This window comes from Paenibacillus darwinianus, assembly GCF_000598065.1.
Lineage (GTDB): Bacteria > Bacillota > Bacilli > Paenibacillales > Paenibacillaceae > Paenibacillus_I > Paenibacillus_I darwinianus.
Map to the genome: position 1 here is coordinate 40,656 of NZ_KK082138.1, position 13,970 is coordinate 54,625.

The 13,970-nt window shown below is 56.4% G+C and carries 17 protein-coding genes; all 17 read left to right on the forward strand.

The genetic code is table 11. The features are described from left to right. A partial coding sequence (locus BG52_RS03890; protein WP_036666857.1) for a chemotaxis protein CheC occupies positions 1–516 on the forward strand: 516 nt, incomplete at its 5' end. Further along, a complete protein-coding gene (locus BG52_RS03895) occupies positions 513–1,001 on the forward strand; it encodes a chemotaxis protein CheD (protein WP_036579289.1) in 489 nt (162 codons plus the stop codon). The genes BG52_RS03890 and BG52_RS03895, both read left to right, overlap by 4 nt. 13 nt (positions 1,002–1,014) lie before the next feature. Further along, on the forward strand, positions 1,015–1,431 hold the full coding sequence (locus BG52_RS03900; protein WP_223298910.1) for a hypothetical protein: 417 nt from the start codon (positions 1,015–1,017) through the stop codon (positions 1,429–1,431). Positions 1,432–1,529: 98 nt separating this feature from the next. Next, entirely contained in the window at positions 1,530–2,315 is a 786-nt protein-coding gene (locus tag BG52_RS03905; protein ID WP_036579436.1) for a FliA/WhiG family RNA polymerase sigma factor, read from the forward strand. Between the two features lie 18 nt (positions 2,316–2,333). After that, the gene (locus tag BG52_RS03910) at positions 2,334–3,740 is read left to right on the forward strand and encodes a DUF342 domain-containing protein (protein ID WP_036579293.1); all 1,407 of its coding nucleotides are present in this window, start codon (positions 2,334–2,336) and stop codon (positions 3,738–3,740) included. A gap of 42 nt (positions 3,741–3,782) precedes the next feature. Beyond that, a complete protein-coding gene (locus BG52_RS03915) occupies positions 3,783–4,103 on the forward strand; it encodes a hypothetical protein (RefSeq protein ID WP_036579296.1) in 321 nt (106 codons plus the stop codon). Between the two features lie 62 nt (positions 4,104–4,165). Then, a complete protein-coding gene (locus BG52_RS03920) occupies positions 4,166–4,723 on the forward strand; it encodes a hypothetical protein (protein ID WP_144340726.1) in 558 nt (185 codons plus the stop codon). Beyond that, complete coding sequence (locus BG52_RS03925) at positions 4,716–5,249, forward strand: hypothetical protein (RefSeq protein ID WP_036579302.1); 534 nt, start codon at positions 4,716–4,718, stop codon at positions 5,247–5,249. The genes BG52_RS03920 and BG52_RS03925 overlap by 8 nt, the downstream gene beginning before the upstream one ends. Before the next feature lie 200 nt (positions 5,250–5,449). Further along, positions 5,450–6,148, forward strand: coding sequence for a 30S ribosomal protein S2 (gene rpsB / locus BG52_RS03930; protein ID WP_036579304.1), 699 nt, complete (start codon positions 5,450–5,452; stop codon positions 6,146–6,148). 112 nt (positions 6,149–6,260) lie between these two features. Further along, entirely contained in the window at positions 6,261–6,911 is a 651-nt protein-coding gene (gene tsf / locus BG52_RS03935; protein ID WP_036579307.1) for a translation elongation factor Ts, read from the forward strand. Positions 6,912–7,115: 204 nt separating this feature from the next. After that, a complete protein-coding gene (gene pyrH, locus BG52_RS03940) occupies positions 7,116–7,844 on the forward strand; it encodes a UMP kinase (protein WP_036579309.1) in 729 nt (242 codons plus the stop codon). Then, positions 7,844–8,398, forward strand: coding sequence for a ribosome recycling factor (frr, locus tag BG52_RS03945; RefSeq protein WP_036579311.1), 555 nt, complete (start codon positions 7,844–7,846; stop codon positions 8,396–8,398). Before pyrH ends, frr begins: the two co-directional genes overlap by 1 nt. A gap of 82 nt (positions 8,399–8,480) precedes the next feature. Then, on the forward strand, positions 8,481–9,245 hold the full coding sequence (locus BG52_RS03950) for an isoprenyl transferase (protein ID WP_036579313.1): 765 nt from the start codon (positions 8,481–8,483) through the stop codon (positions 9,243–9,245). 24 nt (positions 9,246–9,269) lie between these two features. Continuing rightward, positions 9,270–10,061 carry a phosphatidate cytidylyltransferase gene (locus tag BG52_RS03955; RefSeq protein WP_036579315.1) on the forward strand — a complete coding sequence of 264 codons (792 nt, stop codon included), beginning with the start codon at positions 9,270–9,272 and terminating at the stop codon, positions 10,059–10,061. A 33-nt stretch (positions 10,062–10,094) separates the two neighbouring features. Continuing rightward, entirely contained in the window at positions 10,095–11,234 is a 1,140-nt protein-coding gene (locus BG52_RS03960) for a 1-deoxy-D-xylulose-5-phosphate reductoisomerase (RefSeq protein ID WP_036579317.1), read from the forward strand. Positions 11,235–11,329: 95 nt separating this feature from the next. Continuing rightward, positions 11,330–12,610 (forward strand): RIP metalloprotease RseP, encoded by a 1,281-nt coding sequence (gene rseP / locus BG52_RS03965; protein ID WP_036579321.1) that lies wholly within the window; start codon positions 11,330–11,332, stop codon positions 12,608–12,610. 25 nt (positions 12,611–12,635) lie between these two features. Then, the coding region (proS, locus tag BG52_RS03970; RefSeq protein WP_036666861.1) for a proline--tRNA ligase at positions 12,636–13,970 on the forward strand (1,335 nt) is incomplete at its 3' end.

Here is a 13,970-nt window from a genome sequence, read left to right on the forward strand (position 1 = left end):
AAGCCAATCGATATGGCGGTTCCGACGGTAAGCCTGGTTCCCTTCGAGCAGATTGCGGACCTGGTCGGCGGCTCCGAACAGGTTGTCGTGGCCGTCTTCCTCAGGGTCGAGGGAGACGCTCCCGGCAACATGTTTTTCATCATTCAGGAAAATTCCGCTAAACGCCTGCTGGGCAATCTGTTGTCCATCGAGCCGGAGGACGGGGCGGCGTACACGGAGATGGAATTCTCGGCATTGAACGAAATCGGCAACATATTGGCTGGCTCCTATTTATCTTCGCTTGCCGACTTTACGAACCTGTCGATGCATCCGACGGTTCCTTCGCTCGCCGTCGATATGGCGGGCGCCATTTTAAGCTACGGACTTTTGCAATTCGGCCAGATGGGCGATGGCGCGATGCTGATCGAGACGACGTTTCTGGAAGATGACGACGAGGTGGAAGGCCACTTTTTCCTGATTCCCGATCCGGATTCGTTCGACAAGATATTCCGTGCGCTGGGAGTGCCTTTGGAATGACGGAGCATATCAAGGTGGGAATGGCCGAACTTAAGATCGCGGCCTCGGGCGAGATTCTGAAGACGACCGGTCTTGGCTCATGCGTCGGGCTGACGCTTTATGACGCCGGGGCGCGTGTGGCCGGGCTGGCGCATATTATGCTGCCTTCGTCCGAAATCGCCAAAGAGGCCGCCTTCAACCGGGCTAAATATGCGGATACGGCGCTTCCGGTTTTGATCGAGCTTATGACCAAGGCAGGAGCCTCCGCCAGAAGATTGACGGCCAAGCTGGCCGGGGGAGCCCAAATGTTCATTTTCGCGGGACAGAGCGATACGATGAGAATCGGTCCGCGAAATGTCGAAACATGTAAGCTGCTGCTCGTCGGCAACCGCATACCGTTGGTCGCAGAGGACACTGGCGCAAGCTATGGCCGTACCATCGAGCTTGACAGCGGGACAGGCCTGCTGACTATCCGCAGCGTTCAGTATGGGATAAAGGAGCTTTAGAATGCTGGGATCTGTGCGTTGGAATCTGGCATCGGGCATCTCCGGTATGCTTCTCACGTTTCTGGCTTCCTTCGGAAACAACGGATTTGCCGTTTCATGCCTGCGAGGCTTGTACGCATTCATTGCATTTTTTATGTTAGGGTACTTGATTCGAGTCGTATTGCGCGGGATCGTGGGGACAGCGCCGTCGGAGGACTGGCCCGATATTCAGGCCGATCCCTCCGTCGGCGGACAAGTCGATTTCTCGACGCCGGACGAAGGGGAAGATCTTAACGGGCTTCTCAGAGCGCAGTTGGATGGGAGCGATAATGCTTCCGGCGAGGCGGTCGGTTTTGCGCCTTTTCAACCGAAAAAGCTGGCTTCCACACAAAACCTGGACCCTGAAGAACTGGCAAATGCACTACGTCACCTGTCTGATAGCAAGGAATAACCGACCGCGGTTATCTGGAATGCTTTCCTTAAGAAAAACGGGAATCATTCAACATGATCGGTTTTCCTTAAGGAAAGGTTTGGGAGGGTGAGACGATGATGATCGAACCGAAAGCTCCTCATTTGTCCAACATTGAGTTGTGGCGGAAGTGGAAAGAACAAAAGGATATAGAGGCTAAAAAGCAGTTGATTGAATTATATTTGCCGCTGGTCGATTATGTGACGAACCGGATGGCGATCGGGTTGCCCAAAAACGTCTCCAAAGACGATCTTGCCAGCAATGGCGCGATGGGCCTGATCGACGCGATCGAGAAGTTCGATTACCAGCGAGGACTCCAATTTGAAACTTACGCTTCCTGGCGCATCCGGGGCGCGATGATCGACGGCCTGCGACAAGGCGATTGGGTGCCGCGCTCCGTGCGGGAAAAAGCGAAAAAAATAGAGGAAGCCTACCAACAGCTGGAGCAGCAATATCTGCGCTCGGTAACGGACGCCGAAATCAGTTCTTATCTGAATATCAGCGAACGGGACTTCCAGACGATGGTGCAGGAAATCGCCGTAACGACCGTCGTCTCTCTGGAGGACCCGATCCGAGAAGAAGAATCGGAGACGCGGATGTCGATGCTGATCGATGAGAAGGCGAAAAATCCCGATCAAACGGTCCAGCAGTTTTTTCTGAAGGAAACCTTGGTCAAGGGCATCGAAAGGCTCACCGAAAAGGAGCGGATCGTCATTTCATTGTTTTATTATGAAGAGTTGTCTCTCAGCGAGATCGCCGAGGTGATGTCGCTCTCGCCTTCGCGTATTTCCCAGCTTCATTCCAAAGCGATTCTGCGGCTTCGCGGCGCGCTCGACAAGCAAAAAAATCAATTGATGCAAAACTGATGCAAGGAGGAAACTGCGATGTCAAATCTCGCCGCAATGGAAACGAACATCGGAATCGAACTGGCGCCCGACCAATTATCCGCGATCCTGCATTTTAACAAGGCGGATGAAGCATTCGCCTTCACTGCGGAGGAACTGGAGCAATTTTTGAAAAGCCATGGCGTCGTTTTCGGCATCCATAATGACGTGCTTGCCAGCATCGCGCTCAATCCGAAACATTACTTTTATGGACAGACTGTCATCGCAACGGGCAATCCGCCGCTCGACGGTAAAGACGGGTTTATCCACTACGCATTCAATATGGAGGAAGAGTCGCTCAAGCCGGCTCTGCTGGAGGATGGCACAGTCGATTACAAGGAAGTCATCCAGCTGAAAAACGTTATCAAGGGACAACTCATCGCCGAGCTGGTTCCTGCCGAGGAAGGACATCCGGGCACTGCCGTAACGGGCGAAAAGCTTAACGCCAAGCACGGCAAGACGGTCCGTTTCAAGGTAGGCAAGAACGTTGTCCTTAACCCGGAGCAGAACGCGATGTACGCGGCAATCGACGGCATGATCGCCAAGACGGACAAGGACAAGATCAACGTTTTTCCGGTGTTTGAAGTGAACGGCGACGTCGATTACAATATCGGTAACATCGACTTCGTCGGTACGGTCGTGATCAGGGGCAACGTGCTTACGGGCTTTCGGGTCAAAGCGGCGGGCGACATTCGCGTTGTCGGAGGCGTAGAAGGAGCCGAGCTTGAAGCGGATGGATCGATTGAAATAACGGGCGGCATATTGGCCGGCAACAAGGGCTTCGTCAAAGCGGGGAAGACGGTGCGGAGCTCTTTCATTCAGGATGGCAATGTTCTGGCAGGCGAAGACATCGTCGTTACCCAAAGCATTATGCATTCCCAGGTCAGAGCGGCGCAAAGCATCGTTTGTTCGGGGGCCAAGGGGCTGCTCGTCGGCGGAATCGCGCAAGCCGGGGATAAAGTGACGGCGCGGACGATCGGCAACACGATGTCTACTGCCACCGCCATCGAGGTCGGCGTTCATCCCGCGCTGCGCGCCGAGCTTAATGAGTTGCGCAGTCAATTAAAGGAGATGTCGGAGAGTCTCGACAAAATGGACAAGGCGCTGACGCTGCTGGATCAGCTGGCCGCAGCCGGGCAGTTGTCTCCCGACAAGCTGGCGCTTCGCGTCAAGCTGAACGCCACCAAGCGTCAGGTACTGGATGAACAAAACGTCGGTGGGGAGCGGATTCTCGCGATCGAGAAAATGCTTGAAGATACGGGTCGCGCCAAGGTGGAAGTAATCAATACGGTGTACGGCGGAACCAAAATCGTCATTGGCCGCTATACCCGCTTCGTCAAGGATCCTGTGCAGCGCGTCTGCTTCAGATACTCGGAAGGCGACATTAATATGGCGCCGCTGGTATAATGATAGAAGACAGTCGATTTTCTGGTGAAAGGGAGATGACGAATGACCTTCAAATCGCTCGATTTGCAAATGTCCATTCCACGCACCCCCGAAGCAAGCGCTATACAGGCCCAGCAACTGCAGAAACAGGTTGCCGAACAACAACAGCTGGCGACCGCGGCGGAGAAACAAACGGAAATGAAGAGACACCGGAACACCGGCGTCGAGGAAACGGCTGGACAAACGATCAAGGACCGTCAGGGCCGGCAGCAGCCAGGCGGGCAAGGCGGCCGGCGCGGCCGGGGGCTGCAAGCCGATGCGCATGCCGCGAAGCCCGAAAGCAATCATCCTTACAAAGGAAAACACATCGACCTAACTTATTAGATTAGTAGATTAACCTTTGCCGCTTAGGCGGCCTTATTTTGTGAAATGGCAGGTGAATGTCTTTGGCACCATGGCAGCTCGTTGTTTTGTTGGGGGCGTTCGCGATTGTGGGCGCTCTGATCCTGCCGCGTCGCGGCAAGGCAGCCGGGCCGGCTTCGAATGCCGAGGGGATGCAGACCGCGTTGGAGCAGTTTATGGAAAACATGGAGGCGGACAACCGCGAGCTGATCGAGACCGTTACCCGCGCTCAGCTTCAGCAGCGCCAGTACAACGCAGAGCGCGACGAGCGGTTGGCTTCCTTGGAACGGCGTATTATCGAACTGGAGGGGAAACTCTCCCGTTTCGAGGCGCGTACGGAGGAGCGTCTGGATCAGGTCCGCAATGCGGCCGTTACCAGTGGGGCCGCCGTCGCGGCCAAACATCCGACAGCTGGCGGACCCTATAAGGAAGAGGATGTCGAGGCGGTGGCTCCGCCGATTCGCGAACGTTACGCCGAGCTGTTCGACATGCATAACCAAGGCAAATCGATCGAGGCGATCGCCAAGAAGGTCGGCATGAACAAAGGCGAGGTCATGCTTATTCTGCAGTTGGCCAAGCAGGAGGAGGAACGCCGTGTTTGACAAACGTCCGTTTCTTTTCGGCTTGGGCGTGGGAATCATATCCGGGGCGTTGCTTCTGCAACTGATGCTAGTAGCCGGGCAGCAGCCCGGCCGCACCGATCAGCTTGACCGCTTGACCGGCGAAGCGGGCAACTACACACAAGCCGAGGTGGATGAGCTGGTCGCCGCTGCGGAACAACGTGTTCGCGGCGAGCTTGAGATCCAAGGCGAGCGGCGAGCGGTGGACGGCGGCACCGTGCAGAATGAAGCTCCTGCCGGTGATCGGCCGTCCGACACTGTGACACCAGCCGCCTCGCCGGGCACGGTGCGCGTCGACAAGCTGCCGGTTCGCATCAGACCGGGCATGACGCTGGGGCAAGTCGCGGCGCATCTCAAGTCCAAAGGCGTGCTGGCCGAGGAAAAGGTGTTTCTGGCGCTCATGTCGGATTGGAGCAAGGAGATTGTGGCCGGCTTTTATTATTTTGATGGGGAAATTTCTCCCGCGGATGTGAAACGGATCATAACAAGCCCGCCGTTCGATTATTGAACGGCGTTTTTTTTCGTGCGGTGCTTCGCGGAGAACTTCTTAGCGGTTGCGCCGGTTAGTCGAATATGGTATAGTAATTGTCGGTGTTAAAAACACACGCCGGTCAATTTCGTCAAGGGTGCTCCCGCGAAGCGGAAGTTTTGACGAAAGATGCGACAGGCGGAGGTCAACAAAAAAACCATATTGGAGGTGTTGTGGAGATGGCGGTTATTTCCATGAAACAGCTGCTTGAGGCTGGGGTTCATTTCGGTCATCAGACCCGTCGTTGGAACCCGAAGATGGATCGTTATATCTTCACCGAAAGAAACGGGATTTATATTATCGACTTGCAGAAGACGGTCAAGAAAGTCGAGGAAGCGTACAACTTTGTTCGCTCCGTCGCCGAAGAGGGCGGCACGATTTTGTTCGTCGGCACGAAAAAGCAGGCACAGGATTCCGTGAAGGAAGAAGCGGAACGTTGCGGCAATTTCTACATCAACCAACGTTGGCTCGGCGGCACGCTGACCAACTTCCAAACCATCCAGAAACGGATCGATCGTCTGCGCCAGCTTGAGAAGTGGTCGGAAGACGGCACGTTCGAGGTGCTCCCGAAGAAAGAGGTCATTATTCTCAACAAAGAGAAGGATCGTCTCGAGAAATTCCTCGGCGGCATCAAGGGCATGCGCAGCCTTCCAAGCGCGCTGTTCATCATCGATCCTCGTAAAGAGCGCATCGCTGTTGCAGAAGCCCGCAAGCTCGGTATCCCGATCGTCGGCATCGTCGACACGAACTGCGATCCGGACGAGATCGACTATGTGATTCCGGGCAACGATGACGCGATTCGCGCCGTTAAGCTGCTCACGTCCAAAATGGCCGACGCAATCGTTGAAGCGCATCAAGGCGAACAAACGACGGCATAATGATAGAAACGAAAAGGGTGGTTGGAAGGTGAAAACCTCTCACCGCCTTTTTTTTAAAACGATAGCGGGCTTTGCTACATAAAGAGAACCGAATATTCAGGAGGTCAAACTAATGGCAGTTAATGCGAGTGCAGTGAAAGAATTGCGCGAAAAAACCGGAGCGGGCATGCTTGATTGCAAGAAAGCGTTGGAGGAAGCGAACGGCGACCTGACGAGAGCGGCAGAAATTCTTCGTGAGAAGGGCCTTTCCGCAGCGGCGAACAAAGCGGGCCGGATCGCAACCGAAGGCATCGTTGAGTCTTATATCCACGGCGGCGGACGGATCGGCGTGCTCGTTGAAGTCAACTGCGAAACCGACTTCGTTGCGAAGACCGACCAGTTCCGTGAATTCGTACGCGACGTAGCGATGCAGATCGCGGCTGCGGCCCCGAAATATGTACGACGCGAAGAAGCGCCCCAAGAGGATCTCGAGAAAGAACGCGAAATTCTGAAAGCCCAGGCGCTGAACGAAGGCAAGCCGGCTCATATCGTCGACAAGATGGTCGAAGGCCGCATGGCGAAGTTCTATGAGGAATATTGCCTGCTTGAGCAGCCTTTCGTCAAAGACCCGGACAAAACGGTGTCCCAACTCCTAAATGAAAAAATCAGCGCCATTGGAGAAAACATTTCGATTCGTCGCTTCGTTCGGTACGAGCTCGGCGAAGGCCTCGAGAAAAAACAGGACAACTTCTACGAAGAAGTTATGTCTCAAGCCAAATTGTAATCCGAACGCAGACGGCGGGGCGGTACTTCCGCCCCGCCGTTTTTACTTAATCGGATTTTATATCCCTGCGCGGGTTCCTGACAGGCAATCGGGATACGATGGAAAGCATTGCTTGACCTTGTGCGGGTAATTGTTGCCGGGGCGCTTTTTGGGTGATTTTATTAGGCGGGCCTCGGAGGTGAGGCGCCGGATGGAGGTAATCGATTGGAACGTCCCGTGTATAAACGCATCGTTCTGAAGGTCAGCGGCGAGTCGCTGGCAGGACAGAACGGATACGGCATCGAAGCAGGCACGATCGCATCGATCGCAGAGCAGGTGAAGTCGGTCGTTGAGCTTGGTGTGGAAGTCGCGATTGTGTGCGGCGGAGGAAACATTTGGCGGGGGATTGCCGGTTCGGCCAAAGGCATCGACCGCGCAACCGCCGATTACATGGGCATGCTGGCCACCGTTATGAACTCGCTCGCGCTGCAGGATGCTTTGGAGCAGATCGATGTGCCGACCCGGGTGCAAACGTCAATTGCGATGCAGCAGATTGCGGAGCCTTATATCCGCAGACGCGCGATTCGGCATTTGGAGAAAGGGCGTGTCGTCATTTTTGCGGCAGGCACGGGCAATCCGTTTTTCTCCACCGATACGACGGCGGCGCTGCGTGCAGCCGAAATTGAGGCGGAAGTTATTCTGATGGCTAAAAATAAAGTGGACGGCGTATATTCCGCCGATCCGTTCAAGGACGCTTCGGCCGAGAAATTCGAACAGCTCACCTACATGGATGTGCTCAACAAAAATCTCGGAGTGATGGATTCGACGGCGTCTTCCCTCTGTATGGACAACAACATCCCGCTCATCGTTTTTTCCATTACCGAAGCCGGCAATATCAAGCGGGTCGTGATGGGCGAGAAGATCGGGACCATTGTGAAAGGGAGTGTGGGCTAATGCCGCAATCAATAAAGAGTAGTGCGGAAGAACGTATGGACAAAGCGCTCGGTGCGCTGCGCCGCGACTTGTCGACGCTCCGCGCGGGAAGAGCCACCCCGGCTCTGCTTGACCGCATTCAAGTGGAATATTATGGGGCGATGACGCCGGTTAACCAGCTGGCCAACATCAACACGCCCGATAGCCGCACGCTGATCATTCAGCCGTGGGATAAAACGTCGATCGGCGCGATCGAGAAGGCGATCCAGAAATCGGATCTCGGTCTGACCCCGTCGAATGACGGCACCCAAATCCGGATCGGCATACCGCCGCTCACCGAGGAGCGCCGCGCGGAGCTGGTCAAGTCGACCAAACGGTTCGGCGAGGAAGCGAAGGTAGCGATCCGCAACATTCGCCGCGACGCGAACGACGATATCAAGAAGCTGGAGAAGACCGACATTTCAGAGGACGAATCCAGACGCCATCAGGAAGACATTCAAAAGGCGACTGACCGGTTTATCGGGGAAGTCGATAAAATATTGGCCGGCAAAGAGAAAGAAATCATGGAAGTCTAAAAACGGCAGGATTGAACCGCCCCTCCGGACAGGTGGGGTTTGTTCTATTCTATTATCCTTTGTCCCTTTGGGAGGAAAACGAATGTTCGAGCGGATTCGATCCCGGCTCGGCCGGGGATCGCAGCAGACCGGCGCAGCCGTTGCGGAAGGCAATATTCCACGTCATGTAGCCATTATTATGGACGGCAACGGGCGTTGGGCGAAAACGCGCGGCCTGCCCCGCGTCGCAGGCCATCATTCCGGCATGAAAACGGTCAAGCGGATCACGATGGCGGCGAGCGAGCTCGGGGTCGAATATTTGACTCTGTACGCTTTCTCTACGGAAAACTGGAAGCGTCCGAAAGCCGAAGTCGAGTTTCTGATGAAGCTTCCCCAGGAATTTCTGGCGATCGAGCTCGACGAGCTGATCGAGAATAATGTGCAGGTGCGCATGATGGGCTACAAGGAAGATCTGCCGGATTACACACTGGACGCGGTCGAACAGGCCGTTCGCCGAACGGCAGGCAATACCGGTCTGGTGCTGAATTTCGCGCTCAACTATGGGAGCCGCAAAGAAATGACGGACGCGGTACGCATGCTTTGCGAGGATGCGGCGGCCGGCTTGATCCGTCCCGAAGAAATCACGGAGAAACATTTCGAAGCGCGGCTGTTGTCGAATGGCATTCCCGACCCGGACCTGTTGATCCGGACAAGCGGCGAGCTGCGCATCAGCAACTTCATGATGTGGCAACTTGCGTACAGCGAGCTCTGGTTCACGGATGTATACTGGCCGGAATTCACCGAAGCCCATTTCCACGAAGCGATCGGGGAATATCAAAGGCGTACGCGGCGGTACGGCGGACTTTAACGGATATAGGAGTGTGGCTGAGCTGTGAAACAGCGTATCGTGACGGGGGTGCTCGGCGGGTTGGCCTTTGCGCTGCTGGCCGTGCTCGGCGGCTGGTACTACAAAGGATTGCTGCTTGTATTGGCTCTTATCGGCTTTTATGAATATATCCGACTGAACGGCTATCGCCTGCGCGATCCGCTCTCACTGCTCGGTTTTATCGGTATGCTTGCGATTGCGGTGCCTTGGCGCGATGCGGGCCTGCCGCAGGCGCCTCCTGAGACGATCGTCTGGAGCTTGATGTTCGCTGTGCTCGCCGTCACCGTCTTCACCAAAAACCGGGCCGCGCTTGACGGCGCGGCCTTGATGCTGTTAGGAGCCGTATACGTCGGCTTCGGCTTCTCGGAAATGATGACGGTTCGCGGGATCGAGCCGAACGGGCTTTTTCTGACCGCGCTTACGTTCGGCGCGATATGGGCATCCGACGCCGGCGCTTATTTCGTCGGCAAAGCGATCGGCCGCCATAAGCTATGGCCGGCCATCAGCCCGAACAAAACGATTGAGGGCGCGCTCGGCGGGGTGCTGCTGGCGCTGCTTGTCTGTGTGATCGGCGCGCTCGCGGCCCCCGACTGGATCACGGTCGGCAAAGCTTTCACGATCGGCCTCATCGCCTCGGTGGCCGGACAGCTGGGTGATCTTGTTCAGTCTGCTTATAAACGGTTGCGCGGCGTCAAAGACTCCGGATCGCTGCTGCCCGGGCATGGCGGCGTGCTCGACCGCTGCGACAGCTGGCTGATCGTCTTTCCGCTTCTGACGCTCACCGGGATACTGGCATAGTTAGTTATCGGCTACGATTTAGGGGGAGCTTGCTTGAAAAATATAGCTATACTCGGCTCAACCGGGTCAATCGGCACGCAGACGCTGGACGTCATTGCGAACGATCCGGAGCAATACCGGGTGACCGGCCTGGCGGCGGGCACGAATGTGGACCTGCTTGTCAGGCAGGCGCAGATTTTCCGTCCGGCTAAAGTGTGCTTGGCGACGAAGGCTGCGGCCGATCAAGCCGCCGTCTTGCTGCCGCCCGGCATTGAAGTGCTTCACGGCTGCGAAGGTCTCGATGAAATTGCGGCAGGCACCGGCTCAGATTATGTGGTGACGGCGCTGGTCGGCAGCCAAGGCATCCGCTCGACGATGGCGGCGATCGAAGCCGGCGCATCGATTGGCCTGGCCAACAAAGAAACGCTTGTGACCGCAGGGCATCTGGTGATGCGCCGCGCCGCCGAGAAGGGCGTCGCGATTTTGCCGGTCGACAGCGAGCATTCCGCGATTTTTCAATGCCTGAACGGCGAGAGCCGGCGGACGGTCCGCAAAATAACGCTGACCGCTTCCGGCGGCTCGTTCCGGGATAAAACGCGCGCGGAGCTTGAGGGCGTCACAGTTGAGCAGGCGTTGAACCATCCGAACTGGGCGATGGGCGCAAAAATTACGATCGATTCGGCGACGATGGTTAACAAAGGCCTGGAGGTCATCGAAGCACATTGGCTGTTCAACGCCGCTTACGATCAAATCGATGTGCTGTTGCATCCTGAGAGCATTATTCACTCCTATGTCGAATTCGTCGATCACAGCGTCATCGCGCAGCTCGGGTGGCCGGACATGCGCATTCCGATTCAATATGCGCTGTCCTATCCGGACCGCCGACCGACGCCGACCGCTCCGCTTGATCTGGCGAAGCTCGGCAAGCTGCATTTCCGGGAGATGGATTATGCCCGTTATCCGTGTCTGCGTCTAGCCTACGAGGCGGGACGCGCCGGGGGGTCGGCGCCTGCCGTCTATAATGCGGCGAACGAGGTGGCCGTCGCCCGCTTTCTGAAAGGCGAGATCGCGTTTCTGGATATTGAGAGGGTGATTGCAACGGTTTTGGATGCACATGCCGTTTGCGAGCTGCCGGATTTGGCGGCGATCGCTGAAGTCGACGAGCGTGCGCGCCTTGAAGCATCCGCAGTATGATGTGACGGATGTGCCGTACCTTCGGTTCTCTTGTATCGGTCGGGAGAATAATGATAATCTAAGTACAGGCCGTTACGAACAGGAGGGCGCATGAGATGGAAATGGTTGAGATTGTGCTCTTGACCGTGCTCGTTTTTTTCGTGATCGTATCGATTCACGAATGGGGTCACTTCTATTTTGCCAAACGCGCGGGCATTCTGGTCCGCGAATTCGCGATCGGCTTCGGACCGAAATTGTTCTCGCTGCAGCGGGGAGAAACCCGTTATACGCTGCGGCTTATTCCGGCGGGCGGTTTCGTGCGCATGGCCGGGGAGGACCCGGAGGTCGTGGAAATTCAGCCGGGGCAGACGATCGCGGTCAGACTTGAGAACGATCAGGTGACGCGGCTATACCTGGATCGGCTGGACGAGCGCAGCAACGTGATTCGGGGCGAGGTGGAATCGGTTGACCTCGAGCGGAGCCTGAAGCTTGCGCTGCATGTCGAGGGAGAGCGGGAGCGCTATGCCGTCCACCCGGCCGCGATTATCGTCGCGCGCGGACGCGACACGCAGATTGCGCCGGTCGGCCGGCAGTTCGGCAGTAAGACCGTCGGACAGCGGGCGCTCGCGATTTTTGCGGGACCGCTGATGAATTTTATCCTCGCGTTCGTGCTGTTTATGGCATACATCCAGATGTCCGGCGTGCCGATGGAGAATCCCGACCGGATCCTTGTCGGTTCGTTGGTCGACGACAAGCAGTCGCCCGCCGCCAAAGCCGGACTTCAAGTCGGCGATGAAATTCAGACGATCAACGGACAGCGGATCGGTTTCAATGTGGATAAAATGCTTTCGCTGATCGGCGAGTCGGCCGATAAACCGATGAAGTGGATCGTCATGCGGGCCGGCCAGCCCGTGAATATTACCATTACGCCGGCTTTGGACGCGGAGTCGAAGACCGGCAAAGTCGGTATTTTCCCGGCATATCCGACCCGTCCGGCCAGCTTTACCGAAACGTTCACGTTCGGCGCCAAGGCGATGAAAAACATGACGATCAATATTTTTGAAGGGTTCAAGAAGCTGATATTAGGCCAATTCAAGCTCGACGATCTCGGAGGGCCGGTCAAGACGGCGCAGGTCACAAGCCAGATCGCGGCCCAAGGCATTGAGCAGCTGACGTCGTGGACGGCGGTACTCAGCTTGTATCTGGGTATTTTCAACCTGCTGCCGATTCCGGCGCTTGATGGAAGCCGTCTGATTTTCCTCGGCCTGGAAGCGGTGCGCGGACGTCCGGTTGATCCGAACCGGGAAAGCATGGTCCATTTCATCGGATTTGCGATGCTGATGCTGCTGATGCTGGCCGTGACGTACAACGATATTTTGAATTTGATACAGGGATAGGCTAACTGTCGATTGGGAGGCGCGTATGTCGAAGGATAAGGGGTTCGTAACGGAAATTACGCCGCAGGGCGAAGATTTTTCGCGTTGGTATATCGACGTCATCAAGAAGGCGGAGCTGATGGACTATTCGCCGGTAAGAGGCTGCATCGTGTTCCGCCCGGAGGGCTATGAGCTGTGGGAGAATATGCAGCGCGAGCTGGACCGTCGTTTCAAGGAAACCGGCCACCGCAACGCCTATTTTCCGCTGTTCATTCCGGAAAGCTTCTTTCAGAAGGAGAAGGAGCATGTCGAAGGCTTTAATCCCGAGCTGCCTTGGGTGACCGAGGCTGCGGGCGAGAAGCTGGAGGAGCGTCTGGCGATCCGACCGACGTCCGAGACGATGTTCGGCCACATGTACGCGAAATGGATTCAGTCCTACCGAGATCTGCCGCTGCTGATCAACCAATGGGCGAACGTCGTCCGTTGGGAGAAAAGAACGCTGCCGTTTCTGCGCACGAGTGAATTTCTGTGGCAGGAAGGACATACGGCTCACGAGAACGAGGAGGAAGCGCGCGAGGAAACGATGCGGATGCTGGACATCTACCGTGACTTCGTTGAAAATTTCCTGGCCATTCCGGTCATTGTCGGTCAGAAGACGCCTTCCGAGAAGTTTGCGGGCGCGGTCGATACGTATTCGATCGAAGCGATGATGAAGGACGGCCGCGCGGTGCAGGCGGGAACGTCGCATTACCTCGGCACGAAATTCGCGGTGGCGTTCGATATCCAATTTTCGGACCGCAGCAATAATCTGCAGCATGCGCATACGACCTCCTGGGGCGTAAGCACGCGGCTCATCGGCGCGCTCATCATGGTGCATGGGGATGACCGCGGACTCGCACTGCCGCCTAAGGTTGCGCCGACGCAGGTCATTATGATTCCGATCGGCCCTCCCAAAACCCGGGAGCAGGTTGTCGGCCGGGTGGACGAGCTTTATAAGGATCTGAAGGCGGCCGGCATCCGGGTGCGCGTCGACGACCGCGCCGATCTCAGTCCGGGCTGGAAGTTCAACGAATATGAAATGCGCGGCGTTCCGCTCCGTCTGGAGCTCGGACCGCGCGATATGGATAACGGCGTCGTCGTGCTGGTCTCCCGGGCTACCGGCGAGAAGCGCGTTGTGGCGCAGGACAATCTGGTGGAGGAAGTGCAGCGCATGCTGGACGAAATCCACAACAACATGCTTGAGAAGGCCAAGTCGTTCAAGGAAGAGAACTTCAAGGCGCTGGGGACGCTCGACGAGATGAAGGCGTTCCTCGAGCAGAAGCGCGGATTCGTCGAGGCTGGCTGGTGCGGCTCCGAGGCTTGCGAGCGTCAGGTGAAGGAA